General features: G+C 55.7%; 22 protein-coding genes. 6 read left to right on the top strand and 16 right to left on the bottom strand.

Annotated elements, in window-relative coordinates:
* Nucleotide 1: 1 nt before the first annotated feature.
* The 5 genes from VGK23_12515 to ndhC are packed head-to-tail and all read right to left on the bottom strand — an operon-like array spanning nt 2 to nt 3595.
* A complete protein-coding gene (locus tag VGK23_12515; protein HEY3421366.1) occupies nt 2-1093 on the bottom strand; it encodes a complex I subunit 1 family protein in 1092 nt (363 codons plus the stop codon).
* Nucleotides 1094-1098: 5 nt separating this feature from the next.
* A complete protein-coding gene (locus VGK23_12510; GenBank protein HEY3421365.1) occupies nt 1099-2181 on the bottom strand; it encodes an NADH-quinone oxidoreductase subunit D in 1083 nt (360 codons plus the stop codon).
* A complete protein-coding gene (locus tag VGK23_12505) occupies nt 2181-2657 on the bottom strand; it encodes an NADH-quinone oxidoreductase subunit C (protein ID HEY3421364.1) in 477 nt (158 codons plus the stop codon). The genes VGK23_12510 and VGK23_12505 overlap by 1 nt, the downstream gene beginning before the upstream one ends.
* A 9-nt stretch (nt 2658-2666) precedes the next feature.
* Entirely contained in the window at nt 2667-3227 is a 561-nt protein-coding gene (gene nuoB / locus VGK23_12500) for an NADH-quinone oxidoreductase subunit NuoB (GenBank protein ID HEY3421363.1), read from the bottom strand.
* The gene (gene ndhC / locus VGK23_12495) at nt 3218-3595 is read right to left on the bottom strand and encodes an NADH-quinone oxidoreductase subunit A (GenBank protein HEY3421362.1); all 378 of its coding nucleotides are present in this window, start codon (nt 3593-3595) and stop codon (nt 3218-3220) included. The genes nuoB and ndhC overlap by 10 nt, the downstream gene beginning before the upstream one ends.
* 294 nt (nt 3596-3889) lie before the next feature.
* Between ndhC and VGK23_12490 the strand changes: the two genes are divergently transcribed.
* The gene (locus tag VGK23_12490) at nt 3890-4423 is read left to right on the top strand and encodes a type 1 glutamine amidotransferase domain-containing protein (protein HEY3421361.1); all 534 of its coding nucleotides are present in this window, start codon (nt 3890-3892) and stop codon (nt 4421-4423) included.
* Nucleotides 4424-4517: 94 nt separating this feature from the next.
* Nucleotides 4518-5321, top strand: coding sequence for a pyrroline-5-carboxylate reductase (proC, locus tag VGK23_12485; GenBank protein HEY3421360.1), 804 nt, complete (start codon nt 4518-4520; stop codon nt 5319-5321).
* 95 nt (nt 5322-5416) lie between these two features.
* Here the strand turns inward: proC and VGK23_12480 are convergent, their stop codons facing one another.
* Nucleotides 5417-5884: a nucleic acid-binding protein gene (locus tag VGK23_12480; GenBank protein HEY3421359.1), complete on the bottom strand. Its 468-nt coding sequence runs from the start codon at nt 5882-5884 to the stop codon at nt 5417-5419.
* Between the two features lie 78 nt (nt 5885-5962).
* Here VGK23_12480 and VGK23_12475 point away from each other — a divergent pair, with 78 nt between their 5' ends.
* Nucleotides 5963-6226, top strand: a complete 264-nt coding sequence (locus tag VGK23_12475) for a hypothetical protein (GenBank protein HEY3421358.1) — start codon at nt 5963-5965, stop codon at nt 6224-6226.
* On the opposite strand, the gene VGK23_12470 is transcribed toward VGK23_12475, so the two are convergent.
* From VGK23_12470 to VGK23_12445, 6 genes are all read right to left on the bottom strand, one after another.
* Nucleotides 6198-6851: a tRNA 4-thiouridine(8) synthase ThiI gene (locus VGK23_12470; protein ID HEY3421357.1), complete on the bottom strand. Its 654-nt coding sequence runs from the start codon at nt 6849-6851 to the stop codon at nt 6198-6200. The genes VGK23_12475 and VGK23_12470 overlap by 29 nt on opposite strands.
* A gap of 58 nt (nt 6852-6909) precedes the next feature.
* Nucleotides 6910-7095, bottom strand: coding sequence for a hypothetical protein (locus tag VGK23_12465; GenBank protein ID HEY3421356.1), 186 nt, complete (start codon nt 7093-7095; stop codon nt 6910-6912).
* A 115-nt stretch (nt 7096-7210) separates the two neighbouring features.
* Nucleotides 7211-7774 carry an exosome complex RNA-binding protein Csl4 gene (locus VGK23_12460; GenBank protein ID HEY3421355.1) on the bottom strand — a complete coding sequence of 188 codons (564 nt, stop codon included), beginning with the start codon at nt 7772-7774 and terminating at the stop codon, nt 7211-7213.
* 5 nt (nt 7775-7779) lie between these two features.
* Complete coding sequence (locus VGK23_12455) at nt 7780-8382, bottom strand: METTL5 family protein (GenBank protein ID HEY3421354.1); 603 nt, start codon at nt 8380-8382, stop codon at nt 7780-7782.
* 25 nt (nt 8383-8407) lie between these two features.
* Nucleotides 8408-8710: a Dabb family protein gene (locus VGK23_12450; protein HEY3421353.1), complete on the bottom strand. Its 303-nt coding sequence runs from the start codon at nt 8708-8710 to the stop codon at nt 8408-8410.
* Between the two features lie 14 nt (nt 8711-8724).
* Nucleotides 8725-9360 carry a CBS domain-containing protein gene (locus VGK23_12445; GenBank protein HEY3421352.1) on the bottom strand — a complete coding sequence of 212 codons (636 nt, stop codon included), beginning with the start codon at nt 9358-9360 and terminating at the stop codon, nt 8725-8727.
* 538 nt (nt 9361-9898) lie between these two features.
* On the opposite strand from VGK23_12445, the gene VGK23_12440 reads away from it, so the two are divergent.
* Genes VGK23_12440 through VGK23_12430 form a run of 3 tightly spaced genes read left to right on the top strand, consistent with a single transcriptional unit; the run spans nt 9899 to nt 13475 of the window.
* Complete coding sequence (locus VGK23_12440) at nt 9899-11101, top strand: hypothetical protein (protein HEY3421351.1); 1203 nt, start codon at nt 9899-9901, stop codon at nt 11099-11101.
* On the top strand, nt 11098-12636 hold the full coding sequence (locus VGK23_12435; GenBank protein HEY3421350.1) for a glutamate synthase-related protein: 1539 nt from the start codon (nt 11098-11100) through the stop codon (nt 12634-12636). The genes VGK23_12440 and VGK23_12435 overlap by 4 nt, the downstream gene beginning before the upstream one ends.
* A complete protein-coding gene (locus VGK23_12430; protein ID HEY3421349.1) occupies nt 12636-13475 on the top strand; it encodes a hypothetical protein in 840 nt (279 codons plus the stop codon). The genes VGK23_12435 and VGK23_12430 overlap by 1 nt, the downstream gene beginning before the upstream one ends.
* 3 nt (nt 13476-13478) lie before the next feature.
* Here the strand turns inward: VGK23_12430 and VGK23_12425 are convergent, their stop codons facing one another.
* The 4 genes from VGK23_12425 to VGK23_12410 all read right to left on the bottom strand — a co-directional run bounded on the left by VGK23_12425 (nt 13479) and on the right by VGK23_12410 (nt 16627).
* Entirely contained in the window at nt 13479-13922 is a 444-nt protein-coding gene (locus VGK23_12425) for an Lrp/AsnC family transcriptional regulator (protein ID HEY3421348.1), read from the bottom strand.
* Nucleotides 13923-14092: 170 nt separating this feature from the next.
* On the bottom strand, nt 14093-14722 hold the full coding sequence (locus VGK23_12420; GenBank protein ID HEY3421347.1) for a hypothetical protein: 630 nt from the start codon (nt 14720-14722) through the stop codon (nt 14093-14095).
* Nucleotides 14723-14802: 80 nt separating this feature from the next.
* A complete protein-coding gene (locus VGK23_12415; GenBank protein HEY3421346.1) occupies nt 14803-15876 on the bottom strand; it encodes a GTP-binding protein in 1074 nt (357 codons plus the stop codon).
* 76 nt (nt 15877-15952) lie between these two features.
* Nucleotides 15953-16627 (bottom strand): metal-dependent hydrolase, encoded by a 675-nt coding sequence (locus VGK23_12410; GenBank protein HEY3421345.1) that lies wholly within the window; start codon nt 16625-16627, stop codon nt 15953-15955.
* Nucleotides 16628-16642 lie beyond the last annotated feature (15 nt).

The following is a 16642-nucleotide window of genomic DNA, read 5'->3' as shown; positions in this document are numbered from 1 at the left end:
TTCAGAACCACCCCATAGCCTTCATGACGACAGCGATTCCCAGGTTGACCACGGACAGCGGAAGAAGCCTCTTCCATCCGATCTTGAGGAGCTGGTCCGTCCTGATACGTACTGTTGCGGACCTCACCCATATCATGATGAAGAAGACGAAGAACACCTTGATCAGGTACCAGACCTCAGGCCATAGGAACGTGGGACCGTCCCAGCCCCCGAGGAAGAGCACTGTGATAAGCGCGCTTACGACGTACGCCCTAAGGTAGTCGGCCATCATTATCAGACCCCACTGGATGCTGCCATATTCGGTCTGCCAGCCTTCGACGAGTTCCGCTTCTGCTTCGGGCAGGTCGAACGGGACTCTTTCGGATTCTGCAATGCCGCATACGAAGAATGTGATGAAACCGATGAACAACGGGAACATCAGCCACATGTGCGTTTGTTGGAATGCGACGATGACGTTGAAGTTCAGGCTTCCGGTCATGATGATGATCGAAAGGACGACCATCAGGATCGGGATCTCATAGGCGATCAGTTGGGCTGCCCCTCTCATCGCGCCGATCATCGAGTATTTGTTGTTGGAGGCCCACCCGCCGATCATGATGAAGAACGGGGCCAGGGAGAAAACGGCAAGACCGATCAGAAGTGTCAGCTCAGGATTGGCTACGAAGAAACGGGTGCTCCAGGGCACCAGGCCCAGGAGCAGAACGGACGATCCGATCAACCCGGTCACGGACCACATGAACAGCTTCTTGTCCGCGTCCCTCGGGATGATCAGTTCCTTCAACAAGGTCTTGATGGCATCAGCGAAGTTCTGGAACAGCCCCAGCATTCCGACCTGGGTGCCACGCCGGTCCATGATCCTGCCCAGGACCTTCCTTTCCTGCCAGATGCAGGTTATACCTACCAGCAGGGCTGCTACCATGAATATGGCACAGACCAACAGGATCGTCAGGAAATTGACTGGACCACCAGTTACCGCCCAGTCACCGATGAACTGTATCTCCTTTATTCCAGTGACCTTGATCAACCATTGAGCGACCTCGCCTATCCACAACGCGAGCCCGTGCAAGAGACTGAAGAGTGTAGTTTCGACCATCTAGATCACCTGTCCGTCTCACCGAGGCACATGTCAGCCATGCCCATGATGGCGGGGATGTCCGCCACCTTCTCTCCGATCAGTGCTGCTGGCATTCCGGATACTATCACGAATATGGGCGATCGGACCTTCAACCGGTATGGTTTGTCCGATCCGTCGCTTATCAAGTACATCAGACCCTCTCCCCTGGGGTCCTCGACATGGGCGAACGCCCGCCCGGCCGGTACCGCCTTTGGCGACTTGACCCGGACCGGACCCTGCTTCATCTTTTGGAAGCATTGCCGGATGATATTGCAGGATTCGTACATCTCATCGATGCGGACCCTGTACCTAGCATATGAATCGCAGTCAGGATGGGTGCACACCCGGAAGTCGACCTCGCTGTACTTCTCGTAGGGGTCGTCCCTCCGTAGATCGAAATCAACGTTGCAGCCCCTCATGAACGGGCCGGTCATTCCTAGGTTGATGGCCTCCGGACCGGACAGCTTGCCCACGCCCTTCGTTCTCATCAGGAAGGCGCTGCATTCATCGAACAGGGCCTCGAACTCCCTGAGCCTCTTCTCGAACAGGTTGAGGACGCGCAGTGTGTCCCTCTCCCAGTTGGGCGGGAGGTCGTTCCGGACCCCTCCGATCCTGGGGTAGTTCGTGGTCATCCTGGAACCGGACAGGTCGGTCATCAGGTCCAAGAACATCTCCCTCTCCCTCATTGGCAGGAGGAACATGGTGTAGGAGCCAAGGTCGGTCCCTATGGCCGCGAGCCACATCAGATGAGAGGCGATCCTCTGTATCTCCAGCGTCAGCGTCCTGATCCACTGGGCGCGTTCAGGCACCTCAAGCTCCAATAGGTCCTCTACCGTCTTACAGTACAAGTGAGACCAGGAGAGTGACGACGCGTAGCACAGCCGGTCCGCGAGCGGTACGATCTGATGGTAATCGCGATTCTCCATCATCTTTTCCCAACCGCGGTGGAGATAACCGATCATCGGCTCGGCATCGGTGATGATCTCACCGTTGATCTTGACCCTTAAGCTCCACAGACCATGCGTCATGGGGTGCTGCGGACCCATATTGACCCACATTTCCGTCATTAAATCCGCCTCCCCACTTCGTAGTCCTTCCTCAGCGGGAAGAACTGATAGTCCTGCGGCAACAGGATACGTTCCATCCTCGGGTGACCTTTGAAGATGATCCCGAACATGTCATAGGCTTCGCGCTCGTGCCAGTTCGCCCCACCATACAGAGGGGTTATCGAGTCCACCTCGGGGGTGTCTCTTGGTATATCAACCGTAATCTGGATCACCATCTTATTGGCATAGGAAGAAATGTGATAGACGACCTGGAAGAAGGTCTTCATATCGACGCCGGAAACGCAGGAGCATTGTTCGAACTCGTAGCTTTCCTTAAGGGTCTTGCACATCTCCAGAAGGACTGAACGATCAGCGTCGAGCACTATCCGGCGCGGTTTGATCTTTGCATCCTTGACCTTGTCCTGGAACTTGTCGGTCAAGGCCTTAACGACCTGCTCCTCAGTGAAAGATTTGGCTTTGGGACTCATCTCGGTCATTTTCCCACCTCAATCCAGGAAGCTTCCCTTCTGCTCGGCGGTTATCTTCCTGTTCAGCTTCAGCATCCCATCAATCAAGGCCTCTGGCCTCGGCGGGCAACCAGGGATATAGATGTCGACCGGAACGATCGTGTCCAGTCCCTGAATGACGTTGTAACCATCATACCATGGGCCTCCTGATATCGCGCATTCTCCCATGGCTATTACCCATTTCGGTTCCGGCATCTGCTCATAAAGCCTTCTCAGGGACGGCCTCAGTTTGGCGGAGAGCCACCCCATGATGAGCAGAACATCCGCCTGTCTGGGAGAGGAACGGGGGATCATCCCTAGCCTTTCCATATCCCATCTTGGACCGTACGCCGCGGCGAATTCCAACGAACAACAGGCTATACCGAACTCCAGCGGATAGATTGCGTTCCTCTGCCCCCAAGACCATATGGGAGCGGTGATCTTGTCGACCGCCTGCTTGACTCCGGTGGCCTTCATGGTTTCAACCATGAAATTGCTGGACCACTTCTGGAAATCTTTGGCGGTCATGGTGATTATTTGGGGAGAATTGCTTAGATCCAAAGTATGGCCTCCTTTTTCAATGCGTAATAGACTCCGACCAACCCGATGGCGATGAACGCCAGTGCAGAAAATCCTGCCTGACCGAGCAGGTCCATGGAGGAGAGAGCGTCAGAATATGTCAAAGCCCAAACAAGCAAGAAAACAGTAACGATATCAAAAAGAACAAAGACCAAGGCATAAATGTAGAATTGTACATGGAACTGGATTTGTGCTTGCCCGATGGGCTCCATTCCGCACTCGTAGGTAGTATCCCTTAGAGTGCTGTACTTCGTCGGTCTAAAGAACTTAGCCGTAACAAAGGCCAGTACCGGGAACATGATCGCCACCAGTACGAACACAGCAATTGGATAATAATCGTCTACGAGCATTGAGAGGGGAATATTCTCCCCGTATTTAAACGTTTGATAGATATGCTGGCTAGCCTTGGAAACGCTCTTTTTAGAGTCTTATATGACTCAGTCCGGAACAGCTGACCAGAGAGCTGTAACAGAGCCAAGGAATCGTTATTTTAAGGTTGGCCTAAGAACGACGAATGTTGATAATCAAAAACGGAGGTGTTCGTCGCGGCTAATTGTTCATGAAACCCTTGAGCCGGGACGGTACGACGTTCCACCGGCAAGATTAAAGAACTCGGGGTATGACTTTATTCTCAGGTTGATGAGATGGTAGAGAAGGTCGCTGTTTTGGTCGAGGATATGTACGAGGACCTGGAACTTTGGTATCCGTTGATCAGGCTGAAGGAGGCTGGATACAATCCGATCATCATTGGCAGCGGGACCAAGGAGACATATCTGAGCAAACATGGATATCCGGCCAAGGCGGGGATAGCGGCGGACAAGGCGACCGCGGATGACTATGTGGCCGTAATAATTCCCGGCGGTTTTGCCCCCGATTACATGAGAAGGCACCCGCCGATGGTCGATTTCGTCAGGAAGATGTATTCAAAACAGAAACTGGTGGCCTCGATCTGCCATGCGGGTTCCATGCTCATCTCAGCGAACATACTGAAAGGTAAGAAGGCGACATCGTTCCATTCGATCAAGGACGACATGATGAACGCAGGGGCGCGCTGGTTCGACGAGGAGGTGGTGGTGGACGGGAATATCATCACCTCAAGGAGCCCGGAGGACCTCCCCGCTTTCATGAAGGCGATACTGCAATATCTGGAGGCCAAACGATCTCAGGAAGAACCATAGGTCAATGGCCAGATAGGCCACGATACTCTTTTTTATATCATCGAGTTCATAACGCCAACCCACTGACGGAAACGTCAATGGAGTGTTGACTCATATGAAGATTGGATTCGTCGGGGCTGGCATGATGGCCGAGGCCCTCATGAAGGGTATCATAGCGGCGGGCGTCACGACCGCGGAGGACATAGTGGCGAGCGAGATCGTTCCGGCTCGCAGGGATTACATTACGAAGACGCTGAAGGTCCGCACCACCGTGGACAATCTGGACGTGGCGAGATCGTCGGACGTGATCATCCTGGCGGTCAAGCCGCAGCAGATGGGTTCGGTCCTCGATGAGCTCAAGCCGATCCTGACGAGCGAGCACCTCCTGGTCTCGATCGCTGCCGGCATCAAGGTCGATTTCATCGAGAAACATATCAACTGGGGCGTAAGGGTGGTAAGGGTCATGCCGAACCAGCCCTGTCAGGTCGGCGCGTCGGCATCTGCCTTCGCGCTGGGCAAGAGCGCCAAGGTAGAGGACAAGGAGACCGTGCAGAAGATCCTGAACTCGGTCGGCATCGCGTTCCCGATGGACGAGAAGTACCTGGACGCCGTGACCGGACTGAGCGGTTCCGGACCGGCCTATGTCTATATGGTAATAGAGGCAATGGCGGACGGAGGAGTACTGGCAGGGTTGCCGCGCGACGTGGCCCTGGCCCTTGCGGCACAGACTGTCCTCGGATCGGCCAAGACCGTGCTTGAGACCAGGAAGCACCCGGGCGAGCTGAAGGATATGGTCGCATCACCGGCCGGAACGACCATCGAAGGGATACGCGTGCTTGAGCAGTACAGCATCAGGGCCGCGTTCATAGATGCGATCGAGGCCGGTGCAGTGAAATCGGCCGAACTTGGTAACAAATAGGTCTGGAGCGGCCCGCTCCGCCCTTTATTTTTTCCTTTATCTTTCCCAACATCGGATGGGCTAGGATCAATGAACATATCGAACCGATATGGATATCAGCGACCAGCCCTGGTCGTTCTCAACTTCGAGCCGCAGATGGGGCAGTCAGGCATCTCCTTGTCGAAGACCTTGCCGCATCCCAGGCATTTATAGTTCCATTTGACCAGTTGCTTGATAGCCTTCATCCCGACGGCCTTGTAACTCAGGCCGAGGAACTTGGCGGTGTTCTGGATCGAATAATCGTCGGTGAGTATGGTGGCCCCCAGGTCCCTTGCCAGAGCCAGTAGTTCTATGTCCACCGGAGAGAGCCGCTTGGAATCGCCGGTGGCCTGCGATGCCTGAACGATCGCCTTCCTGGACTGGGGCGAGGGGTCCATCACCGTTACCTGGTGCTCCCAGAACATCCAACGGGTGTCATTGTACTTCTTCAGCTCGTCGACGACACCCGAGGTGGTGTATGCCTTGTACTCCCCTGGGATGGACTCCATCGAGAACAGCGCGGATGTGTCCAGAACGACGATCACGTCCGGTCAATGTCACTGCCTCCGTAATACTTTTCCTAATCAGTCTTAAATATCGATTATCCATTTTTGGCGTCAGACATGATCGAGATAGAAGTGGACCAAGCGGTCAAGGACTACATCTTGAAGGCGGGCAGGGATTTCCGAGTGAGCACGACCTGCTCTGGACCGGTCATCCTCCCTCTGGAGGTCAAACCCGCAAAGGAGAACGATATCAAGGTCAAGATAGGGAAGAACACGCTTTTCGTTTCCCGTGTCCAGGCGCGATACATCGAACGGGTCACCATGGACATGATGTACGATGCCGATGTCGGGCTCAACTGTTCTCTTTATCCAGGTCTTTGAGCGATCTGATGTTGTCCAGAGCGTACTTGAGCTGCTCTGGGACGTCGATCTTGGCCTCTTCTTCCAGTATACGCTCCGGCCGGGCCATGGTGACAGGTCTGTCCGGAACGATGGTGCACGCCGGTGCCTTTCCGTGTGAGATGGATATCTCATAGGTCCCGATCTGCTTCCCGATGAACTCGATCTCGATCTTGTCCAGACCGATGAGCGGGCGCAGGATCGGGAAGTCGATGCCATAGGTTTCCGCCCTCAGGTTCTGGAGCGTCTGGGAGGCGACCTGGCCGAGCGATTCCCCGGTCACGATGGCGTCGGCGCCTATCCTTTCCGCGAACCCTTTCGCCGTCCGCAGCATCTGACGCTTGCAAAGGACGCACTGGAAGGTCGCCCGGCACTTCTCGGCGTTGATCTGGTTGTTCCTTCCATGCGGCGCATAATAGAAATCGAAGCTCTTGCCGGTGGCCTTTTCCAGCGGTGCGATCATCCGGGATGTCTTGCGTACGCTGCCCGGTGCCCCATAGGGACGGTTGTCCATGTGGAGGAGTGTCAGGTCTACCCCCCTCATTGCCATCATGTAGGCGGCCACGGGTGAATCGATACCGCCGGAAATGAGCGCCACTGCCTTCATATCGGGACTAGGGAAGTTATCCCCCATAATAACATTGCCGGGAAAAGACGGACGCCGATCAATTGTTGGTCTTGAAATCGCTCGTGGTCGCCATTCCGGGGTAGGTGACGAAATCCTCGTCGCCTTCGTCATCCTCTTGTTCGACGACCATGTTCAGAAGGAGCGTCATGATCTCCTTCATCTGTTGGACCTCTTCCTTGAGCTCCTTGATCTCTCTGGCCAGGTCCTCGTTGCTCTTTGCCATGCGACCTCACTCCGTTGTTGAACCCGGTCCGTTAGATATATGCTTTTCTAGCAGAGAGCTGTGATTCATGAGAAAGATGATCGGGAAATAAGGAAAACGGGACCAAGGTCCCGTTTCAGATGCTCTCCACATCGCCGTAGTCATCGGCCAACTTCCTCATGTCGCCTCTCTCGCAAGAGTTGCAATAGAGGCCTTTGTCGACCTTCAGCAGCGGCTGCCGGCACTTGCGGCAAAGGGCCTTCACGACGCCATAGTGCGGACCGGCGGTGGTCAGTTGGACAGATGGCTTGACCTGGGTCACCTTGGCCCTGATGATATCGCTGGGCCTGACCTCACGGCCTACGTCCTGCACATATTCCTGAGACAGCTTGGATACGTGGATGGTGCCATTGGTGTCTCCGGTGATGTTGCGGCTCTTGCCGTTGACCACGACCACCTCGGCTATGGCCATCGAGGCACGTACGTCGGTGATCTCGGCGAACACCTCATCGCCGATATTTAGTGTGACCATCGGGTTCTCGGCGACCACCTTGGCGACCTTCTCCTTGTCGTCAAGCTCTAGGGTGCCTTTGAGAGCAGAAAATACCTTGCCGTTCTCCTCGTAGGTGCCCTCAGCCGGCAAGTACTCCTCAGCCTCGGCCACTTCGTCGCCGGGCAAGACCTTTCTCTTATCGTTCATTTTCATCACCCAATTCTGCGCAAGCAGAGAAGCGAAACGTCGAAACACTTCTTAGCCTTCGTATGGAACGAAAACATATGAGGAATCTCGAATTTATACCTTTTCTGGTAGTCCACGTAAAAACCACGGTCAGAAATATACTTGGCCAGGAAGTCGACGGTGTCGGTCATGTGGATGGAATAGACCGTGTCTGCGACGGTCATCGCCGTGTCGAGGAAGGGCCGGTCCGCGTTCCTTTTTTGAGACCCGAAAGGTGGGTTCATGACCACTGTGTCCACCTTCTCGTCGAAATCTATCACATTGAGGTTGAGGAAGTCGACATCCACCCCGATGAACTTGGCGTTGGCCTTGGCCTGCGTGATGGCGTTCTCGTCCAGGTCCACCCCGATCACGCGCTTCGCGCCCAATTTACCAGCTCCAATGGCCAGTATCCCGGTCCCGCATCCCAGGTCAGCCACGGCCTTGTCTGCAATATCCCCATCGGCATAGGCCGTGAAAAGGAAGTCCGCCGCGATCACTGATGGTGTCGAGTACTGCTCCAGCGAAGCCTTCGGCCTGTCAAATGGCGGGATGGATTGTAAGAGGATCTCCAGATCTTTCTTCTTCATTGCACACCGAGATGTGGATCGATGATTAATACTCGTAGTCGACGACGGCCCGGGTCTCTCTTATCTTGAGGACGTAATCGGCCACCTTGACATGTTCGGGATGCGCCTGATATGTCTGGAGGTCCAGGATGTTCGCGAAGTCCACGATGAGGACCAGGTCATAGGAGGTCGGAGTGTTCAGTACATTGATCCCTACCTCTAGCTTCTTTATCTCCTTGATCCTGAAAGGGAGAAGGTCGAGCATTTCCTTTGCCTGAATGGCATTCTGTTCCTTCGTCCGGCCTCCGGCCGATTCCTTCAGCCTCCACATGACTATATGTTTGAGCATATTGACCGCTAGCTTTACTGGTTAAGGCCAAGGTTGAGGAAATCCGCGCTGGTGAGGATACCTACGATCTGACCCTTTCGAGAGATGAGGATAGCTTCCTCGCGTTGCAGATGGAACGAGGCAAGGTCTATGGGCGTGTCCTCGGAGAGTATGGGAAATGGCTCATCCATGATCTCCTCGATCTTGGTCCTCATGACCTCATCATAGGTCTTCCGGCCAGATTTAGTTTCCTCTATGGTATAGTCACGGATCCTGTCATCGGTTATGCCACCGACGACCCGCTCACCGACGATCACTGGCAGTTGTGTGAACCGCCCCTTCATCATCCTCTCGGTCCCTTCGCCGATCGTCTGGTCTGGGGTCACATGGATGACCCCGCGGGTGGCCAGATCGCCCACGGTGAGCTGGTTCCCGGTCTTCATGCCCTCGACCTTGCGCCTTCTGAGCACTTCCTCGAAGGCCACGAGGATCTTGCGCACGTTGCTATAGGATGGATCGATGCTACCGCGCTCGATCTTTGCGATCAGCGATTGACTTACTCCTGCCAAATTCGCCAATTCACGCTGCGAGAGGTTCAATCTCTTCCTCATCTGACGTATCTTGTCAAGATCTGGGAGCTGGGGTACCAATGCGATCCGGGCCGAAGACATGGGAATCTACCTTTACTTGTGACCTACTGCGGAGCTTAATTGTTCACGCCGAACTTAAGCTTTGCCAGAATCATATGAACAAATCCTCGGGGGAATCAATGTTGGATTTGTGATTCTGAATTACAGTGACTAGACAAATAGCTAGATAATATGAAAATATTTCGCTTAAATGACTATGAGATTCGGACAACTGCACCATAAACTAGACAATTGTACAGTCGAATTGGAGCTGTATTCCCATATGAATCAATAAAACAATGATGCATATATATCTCCGGGAACTAGCAGCGGGCGATGGTCCCCCGCTCAAATATGGACGATAGGTGCCCCCACCCACAGAAGGCAGCCCAGGACTTGGGAGGGTTTCGTTCGCCATTGCAGCGGGTTTCTCTGGAAAGTATAATAACTCATATGGAGACAACTACAGAGACTTTGATGCGAGGACCGTTCTTCATCGGACCATCCCATGGGAAAGATTTCGTCGTCAACAGGAGCAAGTAATATGGAAAATTTCGGTGATGAACGTCACCACAGATGTGTGTCACGGGCAAGCAACCCGCTCCCCAAACCAGAATATGCTTACGGAGCCGCCAGGCCCGCCGGGTCCACCTACCTCATGGGGGGATGCGGCATCGCCGGAGTGATGGCACTGGACGGCAGCACGATCTCCGGTAACCGTATCGGGTCGATGCTCAGGACCATGGGCGAAAGGGAGAATGGACTGGGCGCAGGCTATGCATGTTACGGTCTGTTCCCGCAGCACCTTGACGAGTATTGTTTTCAGGTGTTCTTCGATGACGAGGAGATCAAGAAGCGGGTGGAGGAGTTCTTCAAGGATTATCTCGAGATCCACCATGCAGAGAAGGTCTACTCCCGTCCGGTCCAGACCATGACCCCTCCCTTTCCCAAGATCTGGAGATACTTCGTCACACCCAAACCAGGCAAGGATTGGTTTGGCAATACGCAACTGGCCCAGGACGACTTCATCATCCAGGTGGTCATGCATGTCAATTCCACCATGAACGGGGCCCAGATCGTATCCTCGGGCAAGAACATGGCGGTCTTCAAGGGTAACGGTTACTCCTATGAGATCGCCGACTTCTACGACATATCCCGCTACAGCGGCAATCTTTGGATATCCCATTCCAGATTCCCAACCAACTCTCCGGCGTGGTGGGCGGGTGCCCATCCCATGAGCGTTCTCGATTGGGGAGTATGCCACAATGGGGAGATCACCTCCTACGGGGTGAACAAGAAGCTGGTCGAGATGAACGGCTACAAGTGCACGGTTCAGACCGACACCGAGGTCGTGTCTTACATCTGGGACCTGCTGGTGCGCAAGCACAAACTGCCCATCCAGGCTGCGGCCTTCGCCATGGCCCCATGGACCCATGAAGAGATAGCCACACTGGATCCTGACAGCCGGAAGCTGGCCACCTGGCTCCGCATAGCCTATCGGGAGGCGTTCCTAAACGGTCCGTTCTCGATCCTGGTCGGCCGTTCCCAGCCAGAGATCACCCTGATCGCGCTGGCCGACCGCAAGAAGCTTAGACCGATGTTGGTGGGCAAGTCACCGGACGACCGGTTGGCGTTCTGCGCCTCGGAGGAGTGCGCGGTCCGGACAGTTCAGCCGGATGCGATCACCTGGACTTGCAATGCCGGCAGCCCTTTCATCGCCCAGGTGGGCAAGGGCATCATCAGGGCGGGGATCGAGCATCCGTTCCAGGGGGCTAAGCAATGAGCGAAAAGACCGACCGGCCTAAGCGCATGGAGACCAGACTGCCAGAGAAGTTCATGCCGACGATCAACTACAACACCTGCGTCCAGTGCAAGCGCTGTGTGAACGAATGCTCGTTCCAGGCGATCGACGTGCGGGACAACAAGGTGGTACCGAAGGGAGGTTGCGTGGCCTGCGGCAGGTGCATCGCGGTCTGCCCGACCAGCGCCATCGAGATCAGGCCGCTGCCGTCGCAATTCCCGCCTCATGGGAACTGGACCGAGAGGATGAGGCGCGGGATCTATGCACAGGCGAACAGCGGCGGTGTGCTTCTCTCCTCCTGCGGCACCGACGAACCGTACGACGTCATTTTCGAGGATATCCTGTTGGATGCCGCACAGGTCACCAACCCGTCGATCGACCCGTTGCGTGAACCGGTAGAGACCAGGACCTATCTGGGCGGGCGCCCGGGCAGGATCGAGGTATGCGAAGGGGAGCACATGAAGCTGTGCGGCGGCGAGGGTCCGATAATCGAAATGGACATGCCGATCATGTTAGGGCACGTCTCACTTGGTTCCGTGTCCTACAACACCCAGAAGGCATTGTTCATGGCCGCCAAGGAGCTCAACATCATCGCCGGTTCTGGGGAAGGCGGACTGCACGAGGACTTCTACGTCTATGCGGACCACATCTGCTCGGAGGTCGCATCAGGGCGTTTCGGCGTGAACGCCAGCTACCTGAAGAACACCGCGGCCGTGGAGATCAAGGTGGGTCAGGGAGCCAAGCCCGGCCTGGGCGGACATCTGCCGGGCGAGAAGGTCACCAAGCTCATCTCCGAGACCCGGATGATACCGCTTGGGACGGACGCGCTGTCGCCCTATCCCCACCACGATATCTATTCGATCGAGGACCTTCAGCAGCTGATCTCCGTGCTCAAGGAGGCCACCGAGTACGGACGTCCGGTCGGGGTGAAGATCGCCGCCGTCCATAACGTCGGAGCGATCGCTTCGGGCATCGTCCGAGCCGGGGCGGATTTCATCACCATCGACGGTTTCAAAGGAGGGACCGGCTCAGCCCCCAGGGTCATAAGGGACAATGCAGGTCTCCCGATCGAGGTGGCCATCGCCGTGGTGGACAAGAGGTTGACCGATGAAGGGCTGCGCAACCGGGTCACCATCGCTGCCGGCGGTGGCATAAGATGCAGCGCCGACATGATCAAGGCCATAGCCCTCGGTGCGGACATCGCCATGGTCTCGACCGCAGCCATGATCGCCATGGGCTGCCGGGTATGCCAACAGTGCCATCGCGGACTGTGCCCCTGGGGAATCGCGACCCAAAGGGAGGATCTGATGGCCCGGTTGGACCCAGAGCAGGCCGCGGCCCGTGTGGTACGGCTGTTCAGGGCATGGAACGAGGAGCTGCGTGAGGTCATCGGCGGCATGGGCATCGACTCGGTCGAATCGTTGGTGGGAAACCGTGACCGCCTCAGATACATGGGCCCGAACCCGAAGATAGCGGAAGTGATGGGGCTCAAGACAGTGGGAGAGGGGTGGGGCTGATGTCCAATATCGATTACGAATACCATGCGGACGAGTGCGACTGCGGCAAGGACTGCACCTTCACCAAAGAAGGCGTCGCCACCATCCGTGCCGACGGCAGGGACACGGGGAAGGGGCCATTGCACTACAAAACGCTTAACTGCGCCATCCGAAAGGCGATCGCCTCGGACATTAGGACCATCATCATCGAGGAGGTCATGGGGCAGCGGTACATCGGCGCCACGGCCAGCGGTACCGACCTTCGCATAGTGGTCCACGGGACCCCGGGCAACAGCCTGGGGGCATTCCTCAACGGACCGACGATCGAAGTGCTGGGCAATGCCCAGGACATGACCGGCAACACCATGAACTCCGGCAAGATAATCATTCATGGGAATGCCTGGGACGTCACTGGCCTGTCCGCCCGGGGCGGAACGATCATGATCAAGGGTTCCTCAGGATACCGTGTCGGGATACACATGAAGGAATTCGGAAAGACCAGGCCTTCGTTGGTCATCGGGGGGACGGTCAAGGACTATCTGGGCGAGTACATGGCAGGTGGGACGATACTGGTGCTGGGCCTCCGCAGTCATGTGGATTCACCCGTGGGCCATAATATCGGCGCCGGCATGCATGGAGGCCGGATATATGTGAGGGGCAAGGTCACCAGCCGCCAGCTGGGACCGGGTGCCATCATTTCCCCGGTGACGGAGGAGGATTCGGCCGAGCTTACCTCACTGATCGAGGAATTCGAAGGATACTTCGGCGAGCCGGTCGGCAGAGACTATTCCAATTTCGTGAAGATCCACCCGTCCTCTTCGCGGCCGTTCAGCGGTTATTATGACAAGACGAACATCTGAACGTCAGAGACCGGGCGGTCGGGATACGGAATCCAGCACGACCTTCAGCTCGATGTCCTTCAATCCCATCGGGATCAGCTCCCGGGTGACGATGTCCTCGAGCGAGTGATTGTCGGAGGCAGAAACACGGACAAGTATCCTCTTCTGACCGGATATCTGAAGGACCTCCCTTACCCCTTCGATCTTGGCCAGCTTCTTGAGGTCGGCCGCGCTCGTTTCATGGTTCAGGTTGGCCAGGACGATGGCGTCGGCGTTCATCCCCATGCGCTCCGCGTTGACGATGGCGTAGTAGCCCAGGATGACCTTGTCGTCCTCCAGGCGGCGGATCCGGTCCCTTACCGTCGATGAGGAACGTCTCAGCTTAACAGAAACGTCGTTGTATGTCATCCTACCATCAGCCAGAAGAAGACCGATGATCTTTCTGTTCATCTGATCGACTGTTACCAATTCCTGCCCCGTCCCAACTTTGCGTTCTTTCTTAGTTGTCCCGGGAATATATAACTAACGGGTGTTTACGCCACTCCGACGGGCCGTAGGGGGTAATTGAGAGGTAAAAAGCGGACCAATGCGAGAATCGGGGTTCGGACACTAACCATCGAGAGGTCATCGCCCATCGATCAGTTCTTGATCATCATCGGCTGCCGAAGGAAAGCGCAACCCTCGCCGGGTATCTCAAGGACGCACTTGTCTCCCTGCGGTATTCCCTTGATGGCACACAGTATGGCATGGTCCATCGGCTTGAATGGTATCTTCCGGCCGTTTGAGATCAGTATGCTCTTCTCAGCCTCGTTGGGAACCACAGCACAGGAACAGCTCGAACTTACCGCGGTCATGCACTTTGCCGTTTCCGCGAAGGAGCACGTATCGCACCTGGTGCCGCTTCGGGACAACGGTCCGAATAGGTTGGCCATCGGGTCCACCAGGAAGATACCGTTATCCTTCCCGAAGGTTATGTACACGGTGGATGGTTTCGCCGGCTCGATAAGCTCCATCCTCGTCCCCCTGACCTTTCGTTCCTCGCGCACCGCCCAGAAATCCTTGAGGTGGTTGTTCAGCTGGTAGACCAATTGGTGGTAGCCGACCCCCAACTTGTCCGCCAGGTCCTGTTTGGATATGGGGGCGTCCCTCGTAGAAGTGTAAAGGGTTCGCAGGATGCGCTTTCTCATGTCATGATTTACAATGGACGAGTAAGTCTCGGGGTCAATGTAGGCTATCTCGATCCTGTAATTCGATGACACTAGGTTCATATCAAACCGCGGGCTATTTAATTATTGAGTCTGTAGTCCAATAGGGAAACCGTTGAAAGGCGCTATTATACCGGTTTCCTCTAATCGACGATCCGATGGGTTGGATTTGGCCTAGAGGGCGCGAAACATTCATCCGCGAAACCTTCCGAACGCTTGCCTATCGAATCCATCGCCTGGAATACTGCGCTCCGGATATTGGACTGAAGATCGTCGGGAGACGACACCACCCGGGCGTTTATCGTGACCTTGACCCTGCCCTCAGCGTATCTGGAACCTTTGATACCGTCGATCGATATGTTATCGAAGACAACGGACATCTTCAGGGAGTTCGTGTCCGAGGTCACCATCAATTTTGCATGGGCGATGTCCTCTGGTTCATAGTTCAATGAGATGGCGCGGATGATCTTAGTGGCCAGATCATAGGTGTCCACCCTATCCAGGGCATGGAAGCTGAAGGTGCCGTTGTACCAGCCCAGCTCCGCCTCGGCCATGGCATACGTATCATAATCGATATCGATGGGCTGACGGTCGCTGCGCTTTCCAGAACGTATGACGCCCATGATCCTTTCCAGACCATGGCCGGTGACGGAGGAGTAGGGTATCACGTCCGCCTGCGGGTTGTAGTTCTTCGCCGCGTCGACCAGCTTGAGCATCACCTCCCTGGAGACCATGTCGATCTTGGAGATGACGATGTGCTCCGCCTCCTCGATCTGGTGCTTCCTCAGATAGCCGCTGAGCGTGCCCGGGTCCAGCCCTTCTTCGGCGAGGCGGGGTGCGTCCACCACTATGATCAATGGCGCCACCTCGAACTCGTTGGGATACATCAGCTTCAGCGGGGCCACGACCGTGGCGAGGAGGTCCGTGCAAGAGCCCACTGGCTCGGCGATTATGAAGTCGGGACGGGTCCGGGAGACGATGTTCCTGGCCGAGGCCATGAGATCGTTGAATCGGCAGCAGAAGCAGCCGCGCAGAACCTCCGATGTCTCAAAACCGTTCGCCTTGGAGTACTGCGTGTCGACCAACGCCTCTCCCTGATCGTTCATGATCAGACCGATGGTCTTGCCATCCTCGCTCAGACCCTTGGCGATCTTATTGATCAAGGTGGTCTTGCCCGCACCCAGGAAGCCTCCGATAATGGCAATGCGCGTACCCATTCGTTCAACCCAGCACATACATCGTGAGTGAGGATAAACGTTTTACTCCAGAATCAAATGGTTGAAAGGCCGTTGATCAGACGATTATCGCATCCCCGGGCCTCATGACCACCGCAGTCCCGATGCCCTGTTCCCCGATACGGTCGCGGAACTCGTAGGGGTCCGCCTCGGACCATTTGCCGTAGTGCATAGGGACGACCTTCTTTGCCCGCAGCAGCCTCTCCGCTCTTACGGCATCCTCCGAATCCATGGTATAGATGCCTCCGATAGGCAGCATGGCCACGTCGATCTTGTATTGCTCCGCTATCAAGGCCATGTCCCCGAACAAGGCAGTGTCGCCGGCATGGTACATGTTCTTGCCCTCCATGTTGATCATGAAGGAAACCGCTGTTCCAAGGGGATGGATGTCATCGAGGGAGGACGAATGCAGAGCGGGAAACAGTTTGACCGAGCCGAAATCGAATTTGAACTTCCCCCCGATATGGGCGTTAATCACCTTGGCCCCCTGGGATTCACAGTACATCCCCAGCTCAAAGGAACATAGGATCGGTGAGCCTGAACGTTTGGAGATCTCTATGGCGTCACCCAGATGGTCGTTGTGCGCATGCGTCACCAGGATAAGGTCGGCCTCGATGTCCCGGGCCCGGAACGATGCTTCACTGTTACCGGTGAGGAACGGATCGATGATCACCGTGTTGCGGACGTCAGAGATGGTGAATGCGGAATGACCGAGATAGCGAAGTTTGACCATGGGCTCAATCCATTG

Source organism: Methanomassiliicoccales archaeon (assembly GCA_036504055.1).
Taxonomy (GTDB): Archaea; Thermoplasmatota; Thermoplasmata; order Methanomassiliicoccales; family UBA472; genus DASXVU01.
Note: the sequence above shows the minus strand (reverse complement) of the source record. Positions and strands in the feature narration are given on the sequence as shown.